Origin of the sequence: Algoriphagus aquimarinus (assembly GCF_007997215.1) — a bacterium.
Taxonomy (GTDB): Bacteria; Bacteroidota; Bacteroidia; order Cytophagales; family Cyclobacteriaceae; genus Algoriphagus; species Algoriphagus aquimarinus_A.
On record NZ_VORW01000012.1, the window covers coordinates 11788 to 34430 of the forward strand.

The 22643-nt window shown below is 38.2% G+C and carries 22 protein-coding genes and 2 tRNA genes; 13 read left to right on the plus strand and 11 right to left on the minus strand.

Features of this window, described 5'->3' with window-relative positions:
- Positions 1 to 31 precede the first annotated feature (31 nt).
- Complete coding sequence (locus tag ESV85_RS15230) at positions 32 to 1111, plus strand: 6-bladed beta-propeller (RefSeq protein WP_146919039.1); 1080 nt, start codon at positions 32 to 34, stop codon at positions 1109 to 1111.
- Here ESV85_RS15230 and ESV85_RS15235 read toward each other — a convergent pair.
- From ESV85_RS15235 to ESV85_RS15250, 4 genes are all read right to left on the minus strand, one after another.
- A complete protein-coding gene (locus tag ESV85_RS15235; RefSeq protein WP_146919040.1) occupies positions 1103 to 2419 on the minus strand; it encodes an Nramp family divalent metal transporter in 1317 nt (438 codons plus the stop codon). The genes ESV85_RS15230 and ESV85_RS15235 overlap by 9 nt on opposite strands.
- A gap of 221 nt (positions 2420 to 2640) precedes the next feature.
- The gene (locus ESV85_RS15240; protein ID WP_146919042.1) at positions 2641 to 2901 is read right to left on the minus strand and encodes a GIY-YIG nuclease family protein; all 261 of its coding nucleotides are present in this window, start codon (positions 2899 to 2901) and stop codon (positions 2641 to 2643) included.
- Between the two features lie 133 nt (positions 2902 to 3034).
- Complete coding sequence (locus ESV85_RS15245) at positions 3035 to 3397, minus strand: GIY-YIG nuclease family protein (protein WP_223276010.1); 363 nt, start codon at positions 3395 to 3397, stop codon at positions 3035 to 3037.
- 409 nt (positions 3398 to 3806) lie between these two features.
- Positions 3807 to 3880: transfer RNA gene (locus ESV85_RS15250), tRNA-Met, on the minus strand.
- 360 nt (positions 3881 to 4240) lie between these two features.
- Between ESV85_RS15250 and ESV85_RS15255 the strand changes: the two genes are divergently transcribed.
- The 8 genes from ESV85_RS15255 (at position 4241) to bshB1 (ending at position 12925) form a co-directional block, all read left to right on the plus strand.
- Complete coding sequence (locus ESV85_RS15255; protein ID WP_146919044.1) at positions 4241 to 4636, plus strand: START-like domain-containing protein; 396 nt, start codon at positions 4241 to 4243, stop codon at positions 4634 to 4636.
- 71 nt (positions 4637 to 4707) lie between these two features.
- A complete protein-coding gene (locus ESV85_RS15260) occupies positions 4708 to 6504 on the plus strand; it encodes an LptF/LptG family permease (RefSeq protein ID WP_146919046.1) in 1797 nt (598 codons plus the stop codon).
- A 60-nt stretch (positions 6505 to 6564) separates the two neighbouring features.
- Positions 6565 to 6840: a 30S ribosomal protein S15 gene (gene rpsO / locus ESV85_RS15265; RefSeq protein ID WP_057936311.1), complete on the plus strand. Its 276-nt coding sequence runs from the start codon at positions 6565 to 6567 to the stop codon at positions 6838 to 6840.
- Between the two features lie 98 nt (positions 6841 to 6938).
- Positions 6939 to 9059 carry a polyribonucleotide nucleotidyltransferase gene (gene pnp, locus ESV85_RS15270; protein WP_146919048.1) on the plus strand — a complete coding sequence of 707 codons (2121 nt, stop codon included), beginning with the start codon at positions 6939 to 6941 and terminating at the stop codon, positions 9057 to 9059.
- 88 nt (positions 9060 to 9147) lie between these two features.
- Complete coding sequence (locus ESV85_RS15275; RefSeq protein ID WP_057936313.1) at positions 9148 to 10011, plus strand: RNA polymerase sigma factor RpoD/SigA; 864 nt, start codon at positions 9148 to 9150, stop codon at positions 10009 to 10011.
- A 184-nt stretch (positions 10012 to 10195) separates the two neighbouring features.
- Complete coding sequence (gene trxB / locus ESV85_RS15280) at positions 10196 to 11140, plus strand: thioredoxin-disulfide reductase (protein ID WP_146919050.1); 945 nt, start codon at positions 10196 to 10198, stop codon at positions 11138 to 11140.
- 9 nt (positions 11141 to 11149) lie between these two features.
- On the plus strand, positions 11150 to 12193 hold the full coding sequence (locus ESV85_RS15285) for a M23 family metallopeptidase (RefSeq protein WP_146919052.1): 1044 nt from the start codon (positions 11150 to 11152) through the stop codon (positions 12191 to 12193).
- 12 nt (positions 12194 to 12205) lie between these two features.
- Complete coding sequence (gene bshB1, locus ESV85_RS15290; RefSeq protein WP_146919054.1) at positions 12206 to 12925, plus strand: bacillithiol biosynthesis deacetylase BshB1; 720 nt, start codon at positions 12206 to 12208, stop codon at positions 12923 to 12925.
- On the opposite strand, the gene pdxH is transcribed toward bshB1, so the two are convergent.
- A complete protein-coding gene (pdxH, locus tag ESV85_RS15295) occupies positions 12926 to 13558 on the minus strand; it encodes a pyridoxamine 5'-phosphate oxidase (RefSeq protein WP_146919056.1) in 633 nt (210 codons plus the stop codon).
- A 102-nt stretch (positions 13559 to 13660) separates the two neighbouring features.
- Between pdxH and ESV85_RS15300 the strand changes: the two genes are divergently transcribed.
- From ESV85_RS15300 to ESV85_RS15315, 4 genes are all read left to right on the plus strand, one after another.
- A complete protein-coding gene (locus tag ESV85_RS15300) occupies positions 13661 to 14230 on the plus strand; it encodes a YqgE/AlgH family protein (RefSeq protein WP_146919057.1) in 570 nt (189 codons plus the stop codon).
- Between the two features lie 48 nt (positions 14231 to 14278).
- The gene (locus ESV85_RS15305; RefSeq protein ID WP_146919059.1) at positions 14279 to 16429 is read left to right on the plus strand and encodes a DUF349 domain-containing protein; all 2151 of its coding nucleotides are present in this window, start codon (positions 14279 to 14281) and stop codon (positions 16427 to 16429) included.
- Between the two features lie 100 nt (positions 16430 to 16529).
- A tRNA-Thr gene (locus tag ESV85_RS15310) sits at positions 16530 to 16602 on the plus strand.
- Positions 16603 to 16847: 245 nt separating this feature from the next.
- Complete coding sequence (locus ESV85_RS15315; RefSeq protein ID WP_146919061.1) at positions 16848 to 17336, plus strand: DUF4468 domain-containing protein; 489 nt, start codon at positions 16848 to 16850, stop codon at positions 17334 to 17336.
- A 77-nt stretch (positions 17337 to 17413) separates the two neighbouring features.
- Here ESV85_RS15315 and ESV85_RS15320 read toward each other — a convergent pair whose 3' ends face one another.
- The 6 genes from ESV85_RS15320 to ESV85_RS15345 all read right to left on the minus strand — a co-directional run bounded on the left by ESV85_RS15320 (position 17414) and on the right by ESV85_RS15345 (position 22603).
- Positions 17414 to 18007, minus strand: a complete 594-nt coding sequence (locus tag ESV85_RS15320; RefSeq protein WP_146919063.1) for a hypothetical protein — start codon at positions 18005 to 18007, stop codon at positions 17414 to 17416.
- 37 nt (positions 18008 to 18044) lie between these two features.
- Positions 18045 to 19166: a DUF6371 domain-containing protein gene (locus ESV85_RS15325; protein ID WP_223276011.1), complete on the minus strand. Its 1122-nt coding sequence runs from the start codon at positions 19164 to 19166 to the stop codon at positions 18045 to 18047.
- Positions 19147 to 20718 carry a phage/plasmid primase, P4 family gene (locus tag ESV85_RS15330; RefSeq protein WP_146919067.1) on the minus strand — a complete coding sequence of 524 codons (1572 nt, stop codon included), beginning with the start codon at positions 20716 to 20718 and terminating at the stop codon, positions 19147 to 19149. Before ESV85_RS15330 ends, ESV85_RS15325 begins: the two co-directional genes overlap by 20 nt.
- Positions 20709 to 21017 carry a hypothetical protein gene (locus ESV85_RS15335; RefSeq protein WP_146919069.1) on the minus strand — a complete coding sequence of 103 codons (309 nt, stop codon included), beginning with the start codon at positions 21015 to 21017 and terminating at the stop codon, positions 20709 to 20711. Before ESV85_RS15335 ends, ESV85_RS15330 begins: the two co-directional genes overlap by 10 nt.
- Positions 21010 to 21360, minus strand: a complete 351-nt coding sequence (locus ESV85_RS15340) for a helix-turn-helix domain-containing protein (RefSeq protein ID WP_146919070.1) — start codon at positions 21358 to 21360, stop codon at positions 21010 to 21012. Before ESV85_RS15340 ends, ESV85_RS15335 begins: the two co-directional genes overlap by 8 nt.
- A 109-nt stretch (positions 21361 to 21469) precedes the next feature.
- Entirely contained in the window at positions 21470 to 22603 is a 1134-nt protein-coding gene (locus ESV85_RS15345; protein ID WP_146919072.1) for a hypothetical protein, read from the minus strand.
- Positions 22604 to 22643: the final 40 nt, after the last annotated feature.

The following is a 22643-nucleotide window of genomic DNA, read 5'->3' on the forward strand; positions in this document are numbered from 1 at the left end:
TTTTTCACCGACAGCTTAACCTGCTTAAAAAATGAAATACAATCGATTCTGTTACCTACTACCTGGTTTAGCATTATGTTGTTGGGTATTCTTCAGTTGCTCAAGGTCTGATGAAAATGCACTTCAAACCATTTTAATCCCGAAGAAGATAGACCAGGAATTGCAACTCGAACAGCTGACAAAGTCTATAAAACTGATTCAGCTGGAGACGAATGATAGATCTTTATTATCAGGTGTATTGGATATTAAAATGTTCAATGAAAAAATTTACGTTTCAGATGCTTCCAGGAGGATTTTGATATTTAATCAAGATGGGAAGTTTGTCAAGGTATTAGGCAAACGAGGAGAGGGGCCAGGAGAATATGATTTTTTTCCCCATATGACCATTGACGAAGAATCAAATCTTCTTTATGTAGCATCGGCCAGGAAGCTGTACGTTTATTCCAAGGAGGATGAATTACTCTTAGAAAATGCACTTTCATTTAATGTGAATGCTTTCTCAGTTTTGGAAGATAAATTGTTTGTGCTGAGGCAAGAGTTGTCAATACCACAGGAGGAAGGGTTTCTTAACCGGGCTTCATTTTATGAAATCAATAAATCTTTGGATGTGGTTGATACCATTCCAGTTAGGGAAGTGAAACTTAAATCAGGCTCAGCTTCTGACTTTCCCATCAAGAATTACTTCTCAACTGTAGGGCCTGACCATTTTGTGTATGTGCCGGATTTTGGTAGTCAGATTTTACTTCATGATACCCTTTATCAATTTAAAGACAAGATTCTGACTCCATTCTTAAAAATGAATTTTGAAACGATTCAGACTTTGGATAAGAGCGGAATAAAAAAGATTCAAATCCATAATGTGATTAATTCAAAGTCATTCTTATTCTGCGAGTATTATTCGGATGGTAACTATTTGTTGTTTGTATATGAAAAGGAGAGTGCTATCGGATACAATTTGCAAAAAGGAGTTTTGGATGGTAATGGAAACCCCGTAGTTCTCAGACCGCTGGATTTAGGAAGAGACATCTTTTACTTTGTGCATCAATCGGAATATTCAGACAGCGAAACAGAAGAGCAAAACCCTACAATTGGAATCGTTCAGCTAAAATAACTTCACAATACCATAGATAGAAACCAAGCCTATAGAAATTACGCTTAACCAAAACAGAATAGTGGTTAAAAATCCTGAAGCTAGATTTAAGGTACTGTTCTTAATTCGAAACTGGATTGCAGCATAGACAACCAATAGGAGCAATACAGAGCCGATTACGCCTCCAGATAAGACCATAAATGCAGGAAGCTCTACGAAAGCAAAGGCAATAGCCCAGAGAATGGGTAAAACCCAGGCCAATATAGCAACCCAGGTTTTTCTGGTTTTCAGATCATCATAAGCTATCCATCCCAATTCTCCGAAGATATCCGGAAACAGTCTGGTCCAATAAGCCAGCGTCGCAAACACACTTGAAAAAAGCACGAAGAATGCTCCAGAGATATAGGCAAGGCGGGCATTTTCCCCTAGGGTTTGCGTGTAAATATTGGCTAAGGTTTCAATGAGTTGATTCCCTGTTGGAATGTCTTGGTTACCATACAGAATGGAAGCCCCCAGTAAATAAAAAGCTGCAGTGACTACGGTGTAAATAACCATCGCGACGATTGCATCCAAGTACATGATTTTTATCCAGCCATTCGCCCGAGATTTCCATTCCTCGCTACCATCATTTTCGCCGGCATATTTGGCGTAGCCCTTCTCCAGACACCAATAGGTGTATGCAATAATCTCGTCACTTGCGACTCCTGTAATCCCAAATGCTCCTATAGCAACAAAAATCAGATCGGAAGGCAAACTGAAAGTCAAACCACTTGCTACGTCCGAAAATGTAAAACCAAATGGACTGTAGCTAAGGGCTATCACAGATGCAAGCGTGAAGACGGTAAAACCAACGACCATAAACATGGATGTCCGTTCTACAATGCTGTAGTAATTTTTATAGATCAATAGGCTTGTAACGGCTCCTAGAATGAAGGCTAGAATAATAGGAGAGACCTGAGGCAAAAGCATGCTTAGTGCGATAGCCGCACCTCCTATCATTCCACCTAATTGCAAAATTTTAAAAAGTGTCAACAAGAATGTACTCCAAACTGCCCAGTTCTTTGGCCCTGGCAATGAAGAGAATGAGGTCATTAGAGGCTTTCCGGTGATGATTGCATTCTTCCCAAATTCCAGCTGGATAGCAACTTTCACCAGACAGCTAACTAGAATAACCCAAAAGGTGATATAGCCGCCTTTTGCTCCCAGCACAGTGGTGGCGATTAATTCCCCAGATCCAACGATGGAAGCTGAAAGAATAAATCCAGGTCCAAGAAACTTGAGTTTTTTAAATAGGGAGGTAGGTGGGTTTTTTATTTCGGGCGATGTCATCCACTAAAATTAGGGAAATATATTTCCGCTAGATCAAAATGCCGTAGGATATAGTAGTGATGAATTTGAGTCAATTCACTATTAAGTAAAAAAGGCTTCCATTTCTGAAAGCCTTAAGTAGTATCGAAAGCTTTCGGGAGGAGATTTGAATCTACCTACTGCTGATAGGCTCCCGTCCGCCGCGCCTGTGCGCCCTGGCGTAGCGGATATGAATCCTGCGCTTAAGAATAATTTGGAAGGACATTTAATCTTAACCAATCTCTACCTTTTCCTGATTTGAGCTCTTTTTCACGAATTAAAGCCTCTGTTTTAGAGTTAAAGAATTCCACATGAATTACAATCCAAGGTCTGTATTTTAATGTAAATCCTTTGGTTGATTTGAAATTATGGAAATGGAATCTTGTGATTAAGGCAGAAGTCATTCCTGTGTAGGTTTTACCAAAAGACTTCGAATAAAGAATATAGACTACAAATTCATCCATTAATAAAAATAAAAAAAGGCTTCCGTTTCTGAAAGCCTTTAGTAGCGAGAGGGAGATTTGAATTTACCAACTGTAGGTGTGCTCCCGTCCGCCGCGCCTGTGCGCCCTGGCGTAGCGGATATGAATCCTGCGCTTAAGAATAATTTGGAAGGATATTTAATCTTAACCAATCTCTACCTTTTCCTGATTTGAGCTCTTTTTCACGAATTAAAGCCTCTGTTTTAGAGTTAAAGAATTCCACATGAATTACAATCCAAGGTCTGTATTTTAATGTAAATCCTTTGGTTGATTTGAAATTATGGAAATGGAATCTTGTGATTAAGGCAGAAGTCATTCCTGTGTAGGTTTTACCAAAAGACTTCGAATAAAGAATATAGACTACAAATTCATCCATTAATAAAAATAAAAAAAGGCTTCCGTTTCCGAAAGCCTTTGAGTAGCGGGAGGGAGATTTGAACTCCCGTCCGCCGCGGCGGATATTAATCCTGCGCTTCATTTAGAAAGTAATTGTTATTAAAACAAAAAAAAGGCTTCCGTTTCCGAAAGCCTTTGAGTAGCGAGAGGGAGATTTGAACTCCCGTCCGCCGCGGCGGATATGAATCCTGCGCTTCATTTAGAAAGTAATTGTTATTAAAACAAAAAAAAGGCTTCCGTTTCCGAAAGCCTTTGAGTAGCGAGAGGGAGATTTGAACTCCCGTCCGCCGCGGCGGATATGAATCCTGCGCTTCATTTAGAAAGTAATTGTTATTAAAACAAAAAAAAGGCTTCCGTTTCCGAAAGCCTTTGAGTAGCGAGAGGGAGATTTGAACTCCCGTCCGCCGCGGCGGATATGAATCCTGCGCTTCATTTAGAAAGTAATTGTTATTAAAACAAAAAAAAGGCTTCCGTTTCCGAAAGCCTTTGAGTAGCGAGAGGGAGATTTGAACTCCCGACCTCAGGGTTATGAATCCTGCGCTCTAACCAACTGAGCTACCTCGCCATTTTAAAATTTCTTATCAATATTTCAATTGGGAGATTTAAACTCCCGTCCGCCGCGGCGGATATTAATCCTACTCCCGATAGTCATCGGGATACCTCGCCATTTATATATTAATGTTGGTTCAATTACTTCAAACAGTTTCTAACCCGGTAGAAACATTTTTTGGGTATTGATTTTTGAAATTAATGCCTATATTAAAGCGCATTCGAAAATCAAATCAATTTGGTCGAGAATCGTATATTGTCAACCCCAGAAAACCTCCCTTTCGAATGGGAATGCAAATATGAGGTCTTGTACTGTGAAATGCAAGTTGACGTTCTTTAAAAAAATGATTTTTTACATAGTGTAAAAGCGATTATCATGGTAAAAAACAAGTTTGTAGCTGATTATCAAATCAATGCCTCCAAAAAAATAGTTTTCCATTATTTAAGTACTGCGAGTGGATTAGAAGAGTGGTTTGCAGATGAAGTGAAAATAAACGAGGATAAGAACTATATTTTCAATTTCGACCGAGAAGATCATTATGCCCGATTAGCTTCTCAACGCAGTAATTCTCATGTGAAATTTGAATTTTATGATCCTAAAAATCCAGATGAGTCAGATCATGCATTTATAGAATTTAAATTGGAAGAAAATGATCTCACTCAAACCTTGTTTTTGAAAGTGATAGATTACTCTGATGGCTATGATGATGAAGAACTAGTTTCTATCTGGCATGGTCTTATAGGAAGACTCAAAGAAATTATTGGTGGGTAATCTCAATTGATTTTACCAAATTTGAACTTCAGCTACAGGGCTTCGTATTTGCCTTGTGAGCAGTTTGAATAATGAAGAAACTAGATAAACTTATACTTGGGTCATTTTTGGGCCCATTTTTATTGACATTTATTGTCGTGGATTTCATCCTGTTGACTGTCAACATGCTGAAATACTTCGATGAGATTTTTGGGAAGGGTCTGAGTTTTTGGATCTACATGGAGCTCATTGGCTACTTCGTGATCAGTATTTCACCCATGGCATTGCCATTGGCAGTATTGCTTTCCAGCTTAATGACCTTTGGGAATCTGGGAGAGCATTTTGAACTCACAGCTATTAAAAGTAGCGGAATATCCCTATTGAGAGCATTGCGTCCGATTGGAGTATTTGTGATTGTCCTGGCTTTTGGAGCCTATCTTTCCAATAATTTCTTAGTACCAAAAGTAAACCTCAAAACTTTCAGTTTGCTGTATGATATACGGATGAAATCGCCTGCTTTGGATATTAAAGCTGGGGTTTTCTACGCAGGTATCCCTGGATACAGTATCAAAGTCAACGAAAAAGTAGGTGAGTTTGGACTCAAAGACATTTTAATTTATGATCATACTGACGGTAGAACAGGAAATTTAAATGTGACATTGGCTGATTCGGGCAGAATGGAGCCCTTTTTCAATGAGAACTATATGAAACTGTCCTTATATCAAGGTCAAAATTATAAAGAATCTAAACCATCAAGGGGGATTCTTGAGAAACCCGTAGAATTTGACAGGATATCGTTTGATACAAATGAAATTGTGTTTGACTTGAATAATACCTTCAAACTTAATAGAACAGCTGAAGACGCATGGTCCACTAACAGATCTATAAAAAATATATCACAAATTAAAGTAGGGCTAGACTCCATCGGTACGTTGGTCAATGAGCAGATCTTTCGGAATTACCTAGAAGCAGAAAGTATCTATCCTTTTTTTACAAGAGAGAGAAAATTCAAACCTCCTACAAAGATTTTAGACCGTAAAGCTTTGGATGACTCTTTAAGGATGGCAAAAATGAATAGAGAACAAGCACAATCAGATTCTCTTGAACAGTCAAAAAACCTAGCTCAAAAAGACACTTCATCGATTCTAGTTGATAATCCAGAATCAAGGAAATTAAGGACAGCAAGCGATTCGTTAATCGCAGACAAAAAACCAGTCATAATTACCAAAGAAGCACCTGCTAGTGATTCCTTATTTGTCGAACCTAAAAGTAGGGACTTAGAGAAGTCCGAAATTAAAATAGCGAAGCTGGACACGAATGCCAAAGTAAATATTAAGAAAGAAGTAATCAAGGTTGCTCGTACTGCGCCTTTGACGGATAAGGAGCGAGACCAAATTGATTCTCTTGTTGAACATCGTGGCTATGAAAAGGGTGCAATTTCAATGGCATTAACTAACTCTAGAAATCTAAAGAACTCATTTAATGTCAAGATGAGCCAAATAGACAACTATCAGAGGGAATATAGAAGGTACCAAATAGCTTGGTATCAGAAATACACCCAGGCATTTGCATGTTTTGCAATGTTTTTGATTGGTGCGCCACTTGGAGCTATTATCAAAAAAGGCGGTTTGGGGATGCCTGTGCTGATTTCCATTATTTTCTTCATCGTGTATTATATGTTGACGATAACAGGGGAGAAGTGGGCTAAAGAAGGTATAGCTGATCCTTTGTTTGGAACTTGGTTTTCGAATCTTTGCTTATTGCCTTTTGGTCTTTTCTTTGTGAGACAGGCCAGAAAGGATGCAAGATTGTTTGAGCCGGACTTTTATTTGGCGATTTGGAAGAGTATAAAGAAGCGCTTCAAAGTTCTTGGCTCAAAAGCGCATTAACCTTTTATTTTCTCAGAATAAACCCTACCTTTGTGGTTGTTTTACAAAATTTAGCTAAACATGTATTTATCCTCAGAGATTAAAGAAGAGTTATTTAAGAATCATGGACGGTTAAAATCTGCTACTGACACAGGATCTCCTGAGTCTCAGATTGCCCTCTTTACACACAGAATCAAGCATTTGACTGAACATTTGAAGTCAAATAAGAAGGATCACTCCTCAAGACTTGGTTTATTGAAGCTAGTAGGTAAAAGAAGAAGCCTATTGGATTACCTTCACAAGAAAGAGATCGAGCGATACAGATCAATCATCGCCGAGCTAGGAATCAGAAAATAACCAATCTAGTAAGGTTCTCTTGAGTGAGAACCTTACTTTTTTATTTTTAAGGTTATAAGAACACTTTTATCACTAACGACGCAAACTAACAATCATTTATGTTACCGAACTTAATCACCAAGACCATCACCCTAGAAGATGGCAGAGAAATTACAATAGAAACTGGAGCATTGGCGAAGCAAGCTGATGGATCAGTAGTAGTGAAGATGGGAAAAGCTATGCTTTTGGCTACAGTAGTATCCAAGAAAGAAGCTGGCGAAGGGGTGGATTTTTTACCAATGTCTGTTGACTACCAAGAGAAATTTGCTTCCTCAGGAAAAATTCCTGGAGGATTTTTGAAGAGAGAAGGAAGACTTTCAGATTACGAGATTTTGATTAGCCGTATCGTAGATAGAGCTATTCGCCCAATCTTTCCAGATGATTACCATGCAGATACTCAGATTGCAATCACTCTTATCAGTGGTGACGAGGATGTGCTTCCAGATGCTTTGGCTGGTCTTGCTGCCTCTGCAGCTTTGGCTGTTTCTGATATTCCTTTCAACGGTCCTATCTCTGAAGTTCGCGTAGCGAAAATCGATGGTAAGTTGATCATCAACCCAACTCCAACTCAGTTGGCTACTGCTTCCTTAGAATTCATCGTAGCTGGTTCGCTTGACTTTATCCTTATGGTAGAGGGCGAAGCTAACGAGATCGAAGAAGAGGAGATGCTAGAAGCAATGCAATATGCTCATGAGGAAATCAAGAGACATTGCCAGGCTCAGATCGAGCTTACTAAGCTTGTAGGAAAAGAAGTAAAAAGAGAATACAGTCACGAGAAGTCTGATCCAGCTCTTTTTGATAAAATGAAAGCTGAAGTTTATGACAAACTTTACGCATCTGTAAGCAAGCAAATTGCTAACAAGACTGAGCGTTCAGCTTTAATCAAAGAAATCAAAGAAGAATTCGTTGCTAGCTTAGGCGAAGATCACGGATTCGAAACAAGCCTAATCGGTCCATATTTCAGCAAAGTCCACAAGGAGGCTGCTAGAAACTTGACCTTGAATGAGAAGAAAAGATTGGATGGTAGAAAGCTCGACGAAGTAAGACCTATCTGGTCTGTTGTTGATTACTTGCCATCTGCTCACGGTTCTGCTGTGTTCACTAGAGGAGAAACTCAATCGCTAACTACTTGTACTTTAGGTACTAAGATGGATGAGATGATGGTGGATGGCGCAACTATCTCAGGTTACAACAAATTCTATCTTCACTACAATTTCCCTGGATTCTCTACGGGAGAAGTGAAAATAAATAGAGGTCCTGGAAGAAGGGAAGTTGGTCATGGTAACTTGGCTATGAGAGCTTTGAGAAAAGTTCTTCCTCCTGTTGAGCAGAATCCATACACTATCCGTATTGTATCAGACATCCTAGAGTCAAATGGTTCTTCGTCTATGGCTACGGTTTGTGCAGGTTCATTGGCATTGATGGATGCAGGTATTCCTATCAAATCTGCTGTAACTGGTATTGCTATGGGAATGATCTCTGACGCGAAAACTGGTAAATATTCTATTCTTTCTGATATTTTGGGAGATGAAGATCACCTAGGAGATATGGATTTTAAAGTAACGGGTACTGCAAAGGGAATCACTGCTTGTCAGATGGATCTTAAAGTTGAAGGATTAGATTACTCTGTATTGAAAGAAGCTTTGCATCAAGCAAAAGCAGGTAGACTTCACATCTTAGACGAAATCACCAAGACACTTGCTGCTCCTAAATCAGAATTGAAGCCTCATACTCCTAGATCATTCATCATGATGATTCCTAAGGAATTGATCGGTGCTGTGATCGGGCCTGGAGGTAAAGTAATCCAGGAAATTCAGAAAGACACTGGAGCTACCATCGTGATCGAAGAGATCGACAATCAGGGTAAAATCAATATTTTCTCTGCTAATCAAGATAAACTTAATGCTGCACTTTCTCGTATCAAAGCGATCGTGGCTCAGCCTGAAATAGGAGAGACTTATACAGGTAAAGTAAAAAATATTCAACCTTTTGGTGCCTTTGTGGAATTTATGCCAGGTAAGGATGGTTTACTTCATATCTCCGAGATCAAACACGAGCGTATAGAAACTATGGACGGTGTACTTGAGCCAGGAGAAGAAATACAGGTTAAATTGATCGATGTCGATAAGAAAACTGGCAAATTTAAGCTTTCAAGAAAAGCATTATTGCCAAAACCATAAAAACCAGCACTTAGTGCATAAGGTTAATCGAAACATTTGATTAATTTGATTTTCTTAAACTATTAAATTTCACAAATCATATTCCTGAATGAGGCAGCTAAAGATTAGCAAACAGATTACCAACAGAGAAAGTCAATCCTTGGATAAATATCTTCAAGAGATTGGAAAAGTTGACCTGTTGACAGCAGACGAAGAGGTAGTACTGGCTAAGAGAATTAGAGAAGGTGACCAATTGGCACTTGAAAAATTGACGAAAGCCAATCTCCGATTTGTTGTTTCAGTTGCCAAGCAGTACCAAAACCAAGGACTTTCTTTGGGAGATTTGATCAATGAGGGTAACCTTGGTTTGATCAAAGCTGCACAGCGATTTGATGAAACTCGTGGATTTAAATTCATCTCCTATGCCGTATGGTGGATTAGACAATCTATCCTTCAGGCACTGGCTGAACAGTCTAGAATTGTTCGTCTTCCATTGAACAGAGTAGGTTCTTTGAATAAGATCAGCAAGACGTTCAGCGAGCTAGAGCAGAAATTTGAGCGTGAGCCATCTCCTGAGGAATTGGCGGAAGTGCTTGAAGTAACTGCAAATGAGGTAGTGGATACCATGAAAATCTCTGGTCGTCACGTATCTATGGATGCGCCATTCGTTCAAGGTGAAGAAAATAGCCTTTTGGATGTATTGGAAAATGACGGAGATGAAAAGCCAGATGATGGCTTGATGAATGATTCCCTTCGTAAAGAAGTTCAACGTGCACTTTCCACTTTGACACAAAGAGAAGCTGATGTAATTACGCTTTACTTTGGACTGAATGGCGAGCATGCGATGACTTTGGAAGAAATCGGGGAGAAATTCAATCTTACCAGAGAGCGAGTAAGACAAATCAAAGAGAAGGCTATCCGCCGACTGAGACATACTTCCCGTAGTAAGACACTAAAACCTTACCTCGGATAAGCAAGCACACAAGTAGAAAGGGGGTATTAGCCCCCTTTTTTATTTCATTATATCCTACCTTAGTATCAGCTTGTAGCTCATATATTATTTCCTTAAGTCGAAAGCTTAGGGAATTTTAACAATATGCAACTTTGTTACTAGAGTAGAATTCATAAAATTTGCTCGATTTAATACTATACTATTAATGAATCCAGAAATTGAAAAAGTAAAAGTTTTGATCGTAGGATCAGGACCTGCAGGTTATACTGCCGCGATATATGCTTCTAGAGCAGGACTTTCACCTGTTTTATATACTGGTGGACAGCCAGGAGGTCAACTGACTATCACAAATGATGTAGAAAATTATCCAGGTTATCCTAATGGAGTAGCAGGACCTGAGATGATGGAAGACTTTAGAAAACAAGCAGAAAGGTTTGGTACTCAGGTGAGATATGGTTTGGCAACGAGTGTAGATTTCACCACTAAGCCGCACACTGTTATCATCGATGAACAAATCACCATTCATGCTGATACGGTACTAATATCTACTGGAGCTTCAGCTAAGTGGCTAGGTATAGAAAGCGAAACTAGACTGAATGGCAAAGGTGTTTCTGCCTGTGCAGTTTGTGATGGTTTCTTTTTCAGAGGACAGGAAGTTGCTATAGTAGGAGCCGGAGATACAGCTTGTGAAGAAGCTTCCTACTTATCAAATATCTGCAGTAAGGTTTACATGTTGATTCGTAAGGATGAAATGCGTGCCTCACAGATCATGCAAAAGCGTGTGATGAATAATCCAAAGATCGAAATTCTTTGGAACACAGAGACAGATGAGATCCTTGGTGAAGAAGAAGTTAATGGTATAAGAATCTTCAATAATAAAACTGGACAAAAATCAGAAATCGCTATTTCTGGCTTCTTTGTTGCTATTGGTCATGAACCAAACACCGGCATATTTAAAGATTATATTCATATGGATGATGCCGGCTATATCAAAACTATCCCAGGAAGTACCAAAACCAACGTTGAAGGAGTTTTTGCTTGTGGAGATGCGCAAGACAATATCTACCGACAAGCAGTAACGGCAGCAGGTACAGGCTGTATGGCCGCTTTGGACGCTGAACGATATTTGGCAGAGTTTGAGAATGATTAAACCCAATAAATGAGGTATTCGATCCTATTCGTAGTCTTTTGTATAAATTTGAGCATTGGTGTGTTAAATGCCAATGCTCAAATTTTTCCAAAGATTATTAAGAAAAATAGCAACACTCAATCCTCTGCAGTAGGCCAGGAGAGGAGAAATATTGAACTCCGGTCATTCGATCAGGAGTCTTATCTCAAGACATTGTCCTCGGTTACTGATTCCATTATTTTTGAAAATAATGTACAACTAGGTAGAGTAAAATCTATTATCAGTGAAGATCAAAATATAATGATCTGGGCTCCCACTAACCAGCTGATCAAAGTTTCCGAACAAATTCAAATTGACAGTATATGGGTTACTGCATACGAGTATTACTCAGCTTGGGATTCCAACAAAATTGATATTTACAATTTCGATCCTAAAACCTTTAAAGACACAGTTAATATTCAGTTGTACGATGAGTTTTTCGGATACAATTGGAAGATGCCTTTAGAGACCACTCCGGTGACATCTCCTTATGGTTACAGATGGAGAAGATGGCATTATGGGACAGACCTTGATCTGAATACTGGAGATCCTGTTTACAGTGGTTTTGATGGGATAGTCCGTGTAAAATCATATGATCGATATGGCTACGGATATTATATCGTAGTTCGTCATAAAAATGGTTTAGAGACCCTCTATGGTCATTTGTCAAAACAACTCGTTGATATAGGACAAGAGGTTAAAGCCGGAGATTTGATAGGTAAGGGTGGAAGCACAGGTAAAAGTACTGGATCACATTTGCACTACGAACTGCGATACAGGGGCCTTGCCTTTGATCCTCAAAAAGTTTATGATTTTTCTGACAATAAAATACTTAGTCAAAATTATTTAATTACCCCTGCTCTTTTTGGAAACATTGTTCAGGCTAGAACTAATGCTTATCATAAGGTGAAGAAAGGGGAGAACTTAGGATCCATAGCACGCAAATACGGTGTTTCGGTGAGTTCCCTGACTAAATTAAATGGTATTTCTACTCGTTCAATTTTAAAAATAGGGCAGAATCTTCGTGTCCGTTAGCCAAATTATAAAATGACAAAGCTGGATATTTTAGTTTTTGCTGCGCATCCTGATGATGCCGAATTAGGTTGTTCTGGAACCATTGCATCTCATATAGCGAGAGGACACAAAGTAGGAGTAGTTGATTTTACTCATGGTGAGATGGGAACTAGGGGCACTCCCGAATTACGACTTCAGGAGGCTGATACCTCCAGTAAAATATTAAACCTTTCAGTACGGGAAAATTTAGGTTTCAAAGACGTTTACTTCCAAAATGATGAGGCTCATCAGTTGAAACTGATAGAAATGATCAGAAAGTACAGACCTGAAATCGTGCTGGCAAATGCCGTTTCTGATAGACATCCAGACCATGGAAAAGGCTCAAGTTTGGCAAGTTCTGCTTGCTTTATGAGTGGCCTTCGAAAGATTGAAACTGAGTTGAATGGAATAATTCAAGAAGCTTGGAGACCAAAATTTGTTTATCATTATATCCAAAATAATTACATAGAACCTGACTTTGTAATGGATATTACACCTTTTTGGCAGACAAAGATCGATAGCATTTTAGCTTTTCAGTCACAATTCTATGATCCAAGCAGTGCCGAACCTAAGAGCTTTATTTCAGATCCGGAATTTCTTCCTTTTATTGAAGCTAGGGCACGAGAATTTGGTCACAAAATCCTAGTCAAATACGGTGAAGGCTTCACGGTAGAACGTATGATAGGATCTGATAATCTTTTTGACCTAAAATAATCAGGGTGCAAGTCTTGCTATAACCCAACTATCCCCTTGTAGTTCGTATCTAATTCTATCATGGAGTCTGCTAGGTCTTCCTTGCCAGAATTCTATAGTAGATGCCATTAATCTATACCCTCCCCAATGTGGCGGACGAACCATGTCTTTTTCAGCAAATTCCTTCTCAACAGCTATTTGCTTTATGCTTAAATAGTCTCTCGAAGCAATTTCTTGACTTTGTGGTGATACCCATGCACCGATTTGTGAGCCAGTTGGTCTGGAAAAAAAATAGGCGTCAGATTCTTCTTCAAATACCTTTTCCACTTTACCACGCACTCGAACTTGCCGCTCTAGTTCGGGCCAAAAAAAAGTAAGTGCAGCGGTTTTATTCATTTCTAGCTCCTGACCTTTTTCACTTTTATAATTTGTAAAAAACACGAAACCGGTATCTATTCCTTTCAATAATAAGATTCTAGCATTGGGAGTACCATCCAATCCTAAAGTAGAAACGGTCATTGCATTGACTTCCAGAACTTCAGCATTTATTGCCTCATCAAACCAGGCATTAAATTGTGCTATTGGATCAAGTTTAACATCACTGATATCCAGTGATTTAATGGAATAATCTTTACGTATTGCTGAGATGTTCATAGTAAGTTGTTTTTCAAGAAAATCTTATGGATAAAAGTACCATAGGCATTGCATTTAAAAAATTATGATCTATATTTTTCAAGAATTTAGATTTTGAGCAGAATGAATAAAGATGAACAGCGTAATCCTAAAGCCGGTGATCTTCTAATTTCCGAACCATTTTTGCAGGACGAGAATTTCGTTCGCTCTGTGGTTCTGCTTTGTGAGCATTCAGAAGAAGGGAGTTTTGGGCTGATAATAAATAAACCTTCAATTCTTAAACTGGGAGAGCTGGTTGAAGCACTCGCCTTTTTGGATAAAGATGTATTTGTAGGTGGTCCAGTAGAGCAGAATACCCTGCACTTCATATACTTGGGTGAAAAAGCTTTAGAAGGAAGCATCTCCTTAGGCGAGAATGTTTGGTGGGGTGGTGATTATGAATCTTTGGTAGAAAAACTTAAACTCGGACTGTTTGACCCGGAGTCAGTGCGCTTTTTCTTAGGCTATAGCGGTTGGGGATCTACCCAATTGGATGATGAGCTCTCAGATGAAACTTGGATTATCTGTAGAGAAAATCTTGGTGAGAAAACATTTGATTTTACGCCCGAAGAACTATGGAGAAACTTGCTTAAAAATATGGGGGGCGAGTTCAAGGTAATAGCAAATTATCCACTAGATCCAAGATTAAATTAGGCAAAATCCCTACTTTTGCTCATATTGCCGCCTAATAGTACTGTTTTTATGACTGAGAAAAGTAATGATTTGTCCGACAAGGACAAGGTGACTCAAGCCTCCAATTCTGAAGAGGTAAAGGGTATCGAAAATGAAACTAATTCTGAAGCTAAGAAAGAAATTGTAGCGGATCAGGACAGCAAGTCTGAACCTGAAATAGAATCTGCCACTGCAACTGAAGAAGTTGATGGGGATTCTGCGACTACAGAAGCCAAAGAAACTAGTGATGAGGTAGCCGAAGAAGCGCCTTCCGAAGAAATTGAGTCTGCAGAGTCAGAATCACCCACCACTGCTGAAGAAACTCTACCTGCATCAGAAAATCCTTCCGAAGAGGTAGTATCCGAAGAAAAAACTGAAGAAGCGGCAGTCTCTACCGAGTCTGATGAAGCTTCAACTACAGATGAAGAAGAATCTACAGAGGAGAATGAGGAAGAAGAAGAGCATCATGAAGAAGAGATTGATGTTACTGTCCTTTCCAAAATCGAGCTAGTTGCTCTACTGAAAAGTAAAGTCAAACAAGATAATATCTATAGAATCGATAAGCTTGTTCATGAAATCAAGGCTGCATTCGATGAATTCACCCATAAGGAGAAGGAAGAAGCGCTGGAGAATTTCAAGGCCGAAGGTGGAGTAGAGGATGATTTTGACTTCCGTCCAAGCGATGAGGAGAAAGAATTCAACACTTATTATTACGAATACCGTCATCAGCTTGGAGCGCTTCGCAAAGAAGCTGAGAAGCAAAAGGAATCTAATTTTACAGCTAAGAATGAGTTGTTAAATAAACTCCGCGAGCTAGTCGATGGAGAAGAAACTACACTTAGTATGGCTACTATCAAAGCCCTACAAGAAGAGTGGAAAAGTATAGGGCCAGTGCCCCCAGCACAAAACAGAAGTCTATGGGCTAGTTATAATGCCTTGATGGATCGCTTCTATGATAATAGAAGCATCTATTTTGAGCTAAAAGAACTTGATCGTAAAAAGAATCTAGAAAGCAAATTAGAGCTTGTTGCAAAGGCTGAAGCATTGAAGGATGTAAAAGACCTGAAAGATGCAATCAAATCTTTGAATGACCTTCACGAAGAATTCAAACATATTGGTCCCGTTCCGAGAGACGAGCAGGAAGCTTTATGGCAAAAATTCAAAGGAGCATCTGATGCTGTTTATGACAGAAGAAAGGATTTCTATGAAGGTCAAAAAGAGGTTTTCAAAGTAAATCAAGATCAGAAGGAAGCTTTAATAGAAGCCTTGAAACCATTTGCTGATTTTAAAGCAGATAGAATCCGTGATTGGAATATCAAGACTAAAGAGATCTTAGAAATTCAGAAGAACTGGGAGAAAATAGGACCAGTGCCTCGAGAGTCAGGTAAAGATGTCAACAAGGCATTCTGGGCTGCTTTCAAACAATTCTTTCATGGCAAAAACTTATTCTTTAAGGAACTCGATGAAATCCGAGCTACTAATCAGGCAAAAGCAGAGGAATTGATTGCTAATGCCGAGGAGCTAAAAGACAATAAGGATTGGCAGAACACTTCCAATGCTTTAGTGAAGCTGCAGCAAGAATGGAAGAAACTTGGACCAACACCTGAGAAAAGCAGAGATAGTCTCTACAAGCGCTTTAAACTGGCTTGTGATACTTTCTTTGACAATAGAAGAGACTCTAATAAGCAGGAAAATGCCGAATTCGAAGATAATCTGGTAAGCAAGCAAGAAATTTGCAAGAAACTTACAGAAGCTGCTGCCGGTGAAAATGTATCCGAAGATGAGCTTTCAAAATTTGTAAGTGAATTCAATGATCTTGGTTTCGTGCCGAGAAAAGCGATGAAAGATATTCAGGCTCAATTTAAAACAGCCGTTGATCTATACTTAGAAAAATTGAGTCCAGACGGAGCAGGAAGAGAGGACTTCCTTTTCCGATTAAATCTGAACAGGCTACAGTCGGATCCAAATGCAGTGAAAACTTTAAATAAGAAAGAGCACGGCATTCGTAAGCAAATTTCTGAATTGGAGAATAACATCACCTTATGGAAAAACAATTTGGAATTCTTTGCTGCTTCTAGAACTGCAGATAAATTGAAAGATCAGTTTGATCTAAAGATCCAAAAAGCGGAAGAAGAGGTCGAAAAACTCAAAAGTAAGCTGTCTATAATAAGGGAGTTTTAAATTTTTCTCACTCAGAATAAGGAAGATAGGATTTTTCTTTTCTGAGGGTTTGGAGCGAATAAAGTGAACCTCTATATTTGCATCACCAATACGGAAAAAAGCCTCCTTAGCTCAGCTGGTAGAGCAACTGACTTGTAATCAGTAGGTCATTGGTTCGATCCCGATAGGAGGCTCTAAAAATCAGGCACTTAGCAATAATATTTGTTGAGTGCCTTTTTTATTTGCACGCCATTTGCACAAAAAAGAGTCCTAAGCATAACATTATAGCACTGTATTATAGAATAATAAGGTTTAAAAGAATAGCCCGGTATTCTAACTTTTTTCATTGATTTTTAAACCTAGCTATTAAATAATTGGATAATCAATAAATAATCATAGTTTCAAGTATTATAAGCTTTTAACTTTTAAATATTTTCGCATGAAGAAAATTTTCTTTCCCTGTATCTGTTTAATTGCCTCGGTTTTTTTAACCTCCTGTCTTGGTTCAAAGGCTCTTCAAGAAACTCCTCAACCAAAGATTGCAACCTTTGAGAACGAGCATGATAAGGATACAAATTTTATATTAGCAAATGAGTGGATGGTTGAAACATTTAATAATGCTCAAAGTGTAATCCAATTCACAGATAAAGAATCCGGCACTGTTAAAGGTAAATATATTGTAAGGGCTGGGTATACTAGTACAAGCCCATACATAGCTTCTACTGAGGCATTATTCTCAATTATAACAATTAGAGTAAAAGACAATGGATGCAGGATTGAGATTGATCCACCTAATACCCAATTTTATTCTCAAAAAAGTATGGGTACTGAATTTGGATATACCACAACCATGTTTGAAGAAGCCACGAATAAATTAATTGAAGATTTCAAAAGCAGAATGCTTGGTGATTCAATCGGAGATTGGTAAATGAGGAATAAAAGTGAAAAGGGATGTAGTTTATTTACATCCCTTTTTTTGTGTGCAAAGTGGATTGAATTTAATAATTATCTCCTTAAAACCATTAACCTTTCTATTTGCCTATAATCTATGCTATCTGCTCTTTTGAGCCGTTTGTAAAGCTTTGAATATTTCTTGGTTACTTTTCCTGCATAGGATTTCTTCAAGTGCTTTTTATGGATTTCACGGTAAATCTGCTCAGATTGAAAATATTCACCATAAGTACTATCTAGAAACCTTTCATACTTGCCTCTAATTTGAGACCTATAGAAGCATCCTTTGAAAGCTTCACGGTGCAAAAAATATCCTCCAATAGAATATAGCTTTCTGCAAAGCTTTCCTGTATTGGGACACTTAAAAAACCACATTTCACCAATTCCTAAATTGGTTGGTTTTCGAATTAGCTGGATTTTGTAATCTCTTGGTTCGTCTCGGAAATTATAATTCAGGTGGAGATATTCCTTGCCTTTTTGAGTAGAAACGGCAAATTCTATTTCACCTGTTTTGGTTTCATTTCTGCTCCATGTCATTTTACCTTTCATCCATTGGTTAGGATCTAGGTAGCCCCATTCCTTCAGTTTAGAAATGTTAATTTGTAATGCTGAATCATAGAGTGTGGGAAAATTGCTGTGTCTTGCCATGGCTGGATAACCTTAATTTTTTGGGAACTTGCTTTAATTAGGTGCTTTTTGTCCGATTTTGGTTAAGTAATTCTTTATTTGCTCGAATTGCTTCTTCAGAAATAAAGTGATTTCTAATTTGGTTTCGTACCACTTTAATTTTTCTCCAAATTGTTTTGCTCTGGTTTCTTCTTTGATCAATTCGGCTTCTAAGGCTTTCAATTTCTCTTGTAGATAGGGATTCATCATTTTTTATAATTGTTTTTTGTGGAGGCTCATTTTGTTCATTTCGTTCATTCTCTGGCTTCCAGTCATTTGTAAGAATATAGTCTGCTAAATCCAAACTCGCTTCCTTTTCTTCTATGCTGGCTCTTTTCTCGAAAAAATTCGATACCTCAAAAAATCCCGGAATGATCCCTTGGATCTTCTTGATTTCTTTTGCCCAATGATCAAAGCAATTCTTAGGATCTCCGGGTTTGGTAAGGTCGGGAAATAGAAACACATTTCGATTTTGTAAGCTTTCGAACTTGGTAGGAGTAAGGCCTTCTTTGCCTCCACTTGCAAGCCAAATCAACTCCGGGAAAACCAAACTGGCTATAATGGCCGTTTTTTCACTCTCTACTATTCCAACACTTTTCGAAGGGTCGGTTCGAAGTAGGTGTTCACCAAAAAGGCAAGGTTTGAAATTATAGCCTTCCAAGTTTAACCGGGAATGGCTCCATGAGAAGAAGTTTTTTCTTCTCCCGGTGTCGGAATGGTATAGCATTATTTTGCCTCCTCTTACTTGGTTTTTTGCATCCACATACCAAAACACATTTGCGCCCGGTCTGGCTGTGGAGGTTCCAATTTTATAGGCTTCCACCGCTTGAATGGCTAAGGTTTCGCCAAAGGTGAATTTTAGGAATGAAACAAAATTGTTTCTAACATAAGCTTGCAAAGAAGCTTCTAAAATCGCTGGTTGAATAAATGATACTTGCTTTGCTTTTTGAGGTGTGAAACTCTCTCTTTTTAGCTCGTTCGATTCGTTCAGTTTCGGCTTAAATGTTTCTCCACATGAATGACAATAGCCTTTATCTTGAAATCCTTTAAAAGGGGCAAACTTGCCATCCTTATTGGATCTCCCACAAGGGCAAAGAGGTGCAATCCTACTTCTTTGCTTTTCAAAAAGTAAGGTTTCCATTTTCAGAATCTTTTTGTAAAACATACACTTGTAGTCCTTCACTTTCTCGATTAACAAAAATCTTATTTGCCTCCAATCGCTTTTTGAAATTGGACTTGGATAAGGGCTTATTTCCATCCTCTAAAGCAAATTCCCTGTATTGAGGATAAAGGTCTTTAAGTAGGATCTTTTTTTCATAATCGGGAGTAAAGCCGTTTTCCTGTAAAAACCGTTTTACCGTGTCGGATTCAGTCTTGAAATCCTCTAAGGCATTATCAATGGAAGGACTTTGCGAAAACTTACCATTTACTAAAAGCCTCTTTAATCCAGTCAAAACCCAATTAAATACTCCGGGCAATTCCTCTTGGATTATCTCTTTGGCTAGGCCTTTATTTTGCTCATTTTCTGGAATGGTCACTTCAAATGGAATGATCAAAAACCGCCTGAAAAATCCGTGTGTAAATTCCACTTCTTTAGGAAGCTCATTTGCATTGAAAATCAATTTGGCATAGTTCTCAATGATAAAAGGATCTCGATAAGGCAAGCGTGCTTCCATTGGTTCCCCGGAGGCTAAAGCCTTGAATTTCGAACTTTCAAGCCTTCCATTTATCTCTGTAGCATAGTTTACAAGTTTGTCCGCTATTTGTGCCCGGGAATATCCACTTACATCGGTAAGGGATTGAAGGGAGTATTCACTTGTATTTTGATCTCCTAAAAGGGCTCGGATAATATCATATAGGACTGATTTTCCATTTGCGCCTCCACCGTATAGGAAGAGGGCTTTCTCGAGTTTTAACCGCTCAGTTGGAATAAAGATATATCCCAAATATTCACAAAGGACTTCTTGCTTATCCTTCTCTGGTAGTACCCGGTTTAAATAAGCTTCAAATTTGGGTGCTGTCGCCTTCTCATTATAGGCAAATGGTAATTGATACCGCATGAAATCGGTAGGAACAAAAGCCCTTAAATTCGGTTTCTCGGATATTTCGAAAGTACCGTTTTTGAGATTGATAAGAACTTTATTCTTTGGCTTTGGTGGTGTAGGTAAATACCCGGAGGCAGTAAACTGCTTATAAAGTCTCTCTCTGAAATTGAAGTATTTTGCTGTGAATTTTTCAATTCCCAAAACCTGTGAAGCTTCACCAAGAAAGTTTTCAAAGGTCTTTTGCTCAATGCTTTTCCAATATTCTCCATTGTAGAGGTAAACGAAATTTCCATTGAGACAAAGCCCTAATTTTTGAAATTTAGCCTTCTTTAGAATCTCCTCTACTGAAATAACTAGATAGTGCTTTTCCTTTAATTTCATGGAATCGATCTTATCATTTAGATCCTTCATTTCCTCTCGTTTGGCTTTGCATTCATCCGTTTCTTTGTTTGGCTGTTTTTCTAGAAAATCAATTAAAGCATTGATTTTGCCTTGAAGTTTCTTTAACTCCGGGAATGCTTTGATCATAAAATCCACCTTCTCCATACTATCTAGAAGGGCTTGGAGTATATCCTCATGAGGCTTGGTTTCTACCTTTGTAAGATTTTCTTTGAGGTGTTTTTGAAACTCGCTTTTTTCTAGTTGCATTTCCCTGCCTCCTTTCTGCTTTGCTCAAATTCCGGGCTCTCGAAATAGTTATCAATAACATGATCAAAAGCCGGAAAGGCTCGCATATCTCCGATTTCAGAAAATACGGATCCGAACTTGAAGGACTGATCCCAAAATTCTATTAAGGAGCTAAAAGGCTTTACCGGAAAGGCCTTTAGGGTAATTGTAGTAAGTCCAAACTTGGTAAGGTATTCAAGTTCTATTTCAAAATGCTTATCTTTACTCTTGTCACAAGTAGCTTTGAGACCTATGGAGGAGGCTTTGAATTTCTTATTCATGACTTCCTCCTTTCCTTTTGCGCTTGGAAATAATTTTTTTTGCTTGTTCCTCCACATCAAATGGCCTTTTGTTTCCTGTCTTAATCCAGTCGATTAATTCCGATTTGGAGAAATAAAGCCTTCCGGCTCGCTTGTGGTGTGGAATGATCCCTTTGGAAACATAGCTGTAAAGGGTCTGCCGTTTTACGTGGAGAAATTCCCCTGTTTCCTGAATCGTAAAGAGTTGATCTCCGGCCTCTTTGGTGGAGGTGTCCAGGATTAAGGATTTGATTTGTTTTACCTCCTCGAAGAGAGAGGCCATAGCCTTTGGTAGGCTGTCGAAAGTGATTTGATTTGCTTCCATATATCATATATTTGATTGTGGAGGCAAACTATAAAAGCTAAAAAATCAATATTGATTCGAGGTAAAGAGGGTAAAAACAAAGGTAAGAAAGGAAGAAACAAAGGTAAAATCATTTATTCCAGTCATGTTTTACCCTATCTCTTTTAAAATTATCGCCTCTTATGTCCCCATATTTATTTGTATCAAAAGAGTCTTTGAGTAATTGGATAAATGGATCTTTTTTTCGGTTTTCATGTAGGTTCTCAAAAATGCATTTTTCATAAAAGAGGTAAAAAAGCTTCACCACCGCATATTTCCCAGTAGTTCCCAAATTGATTTTTGGCTTAGGTAAATCGGTATCCCCTCCAAATGACCTTTTTAAGAAAGTCTCAAAATCTTCATTGGTCATCCAATTTTGACCATTATTATTTTTCGTTTCAATTAATGGTAAAAAATGGGATCTTACATCCTCAATAGGCATGGAGTTGAAAGTGTTTTCGATTTCCTCTTTATTTTCTTTGCTTGTATCATACTGGCCACTCAAAAAGCTTCTTAACGCAAAAACAGCATTCTTTTTACTAACATATTTGTCAAGGGCTTTATATACTTCGAAAAATGAACCATAACCACCGGAGGTAATTTCGGAATGATAGAAATATTCGTTTAGGTCATCTTTTGAAATGGAGAATTTTTCACCATCGAAAAAGCCTTCTACAAGATAGCCAAATCGGTCTTTAATTTCCTTTTCAATATCCCTTGTTTCTTGGATTGTTTCCCTAAACTTCTTCTTTAAATATTTCCTTTTGGTTTTTGGATCAATGGAATGGGTAATGGCCTCTTTTTTTATTATGTCGAAAAATTCCTCTCTTCTAGATTTAGACCACTTAAATTTATCTTTTTCAAAATAGCCTCTAATAAATTTCTCCCTATGAATAACCTCTCTTTGGCATTCTAAAACAAAATGAGGAATAGGAAGTTCTAGTTTTTTAAATCTTTCAATTAAATGATCTGCATGATGGCTATAATGGAAGGTTTTTAGCAAACGGATTTCTCCAAAATAGTAAAGAAAATCTGTGATTTCATGAGAAGAGACTCTTGCTTGAAAAGTTTGGTAAAATGTAATGAATGGCTCTTTTTGAAGACCTGAATCGGGATTGTTTTTTCGATATTGCCGGAAATACTCCCTATCTTTTTCATCCTCTTGAACATATAAATCTATAAGACTTAAGACTGCCTCTTCAATTTTAATTTGGTCTTGGTTCATCTAAGTAGCTTTGATAAAATGAATCAAATGAACGAAATGA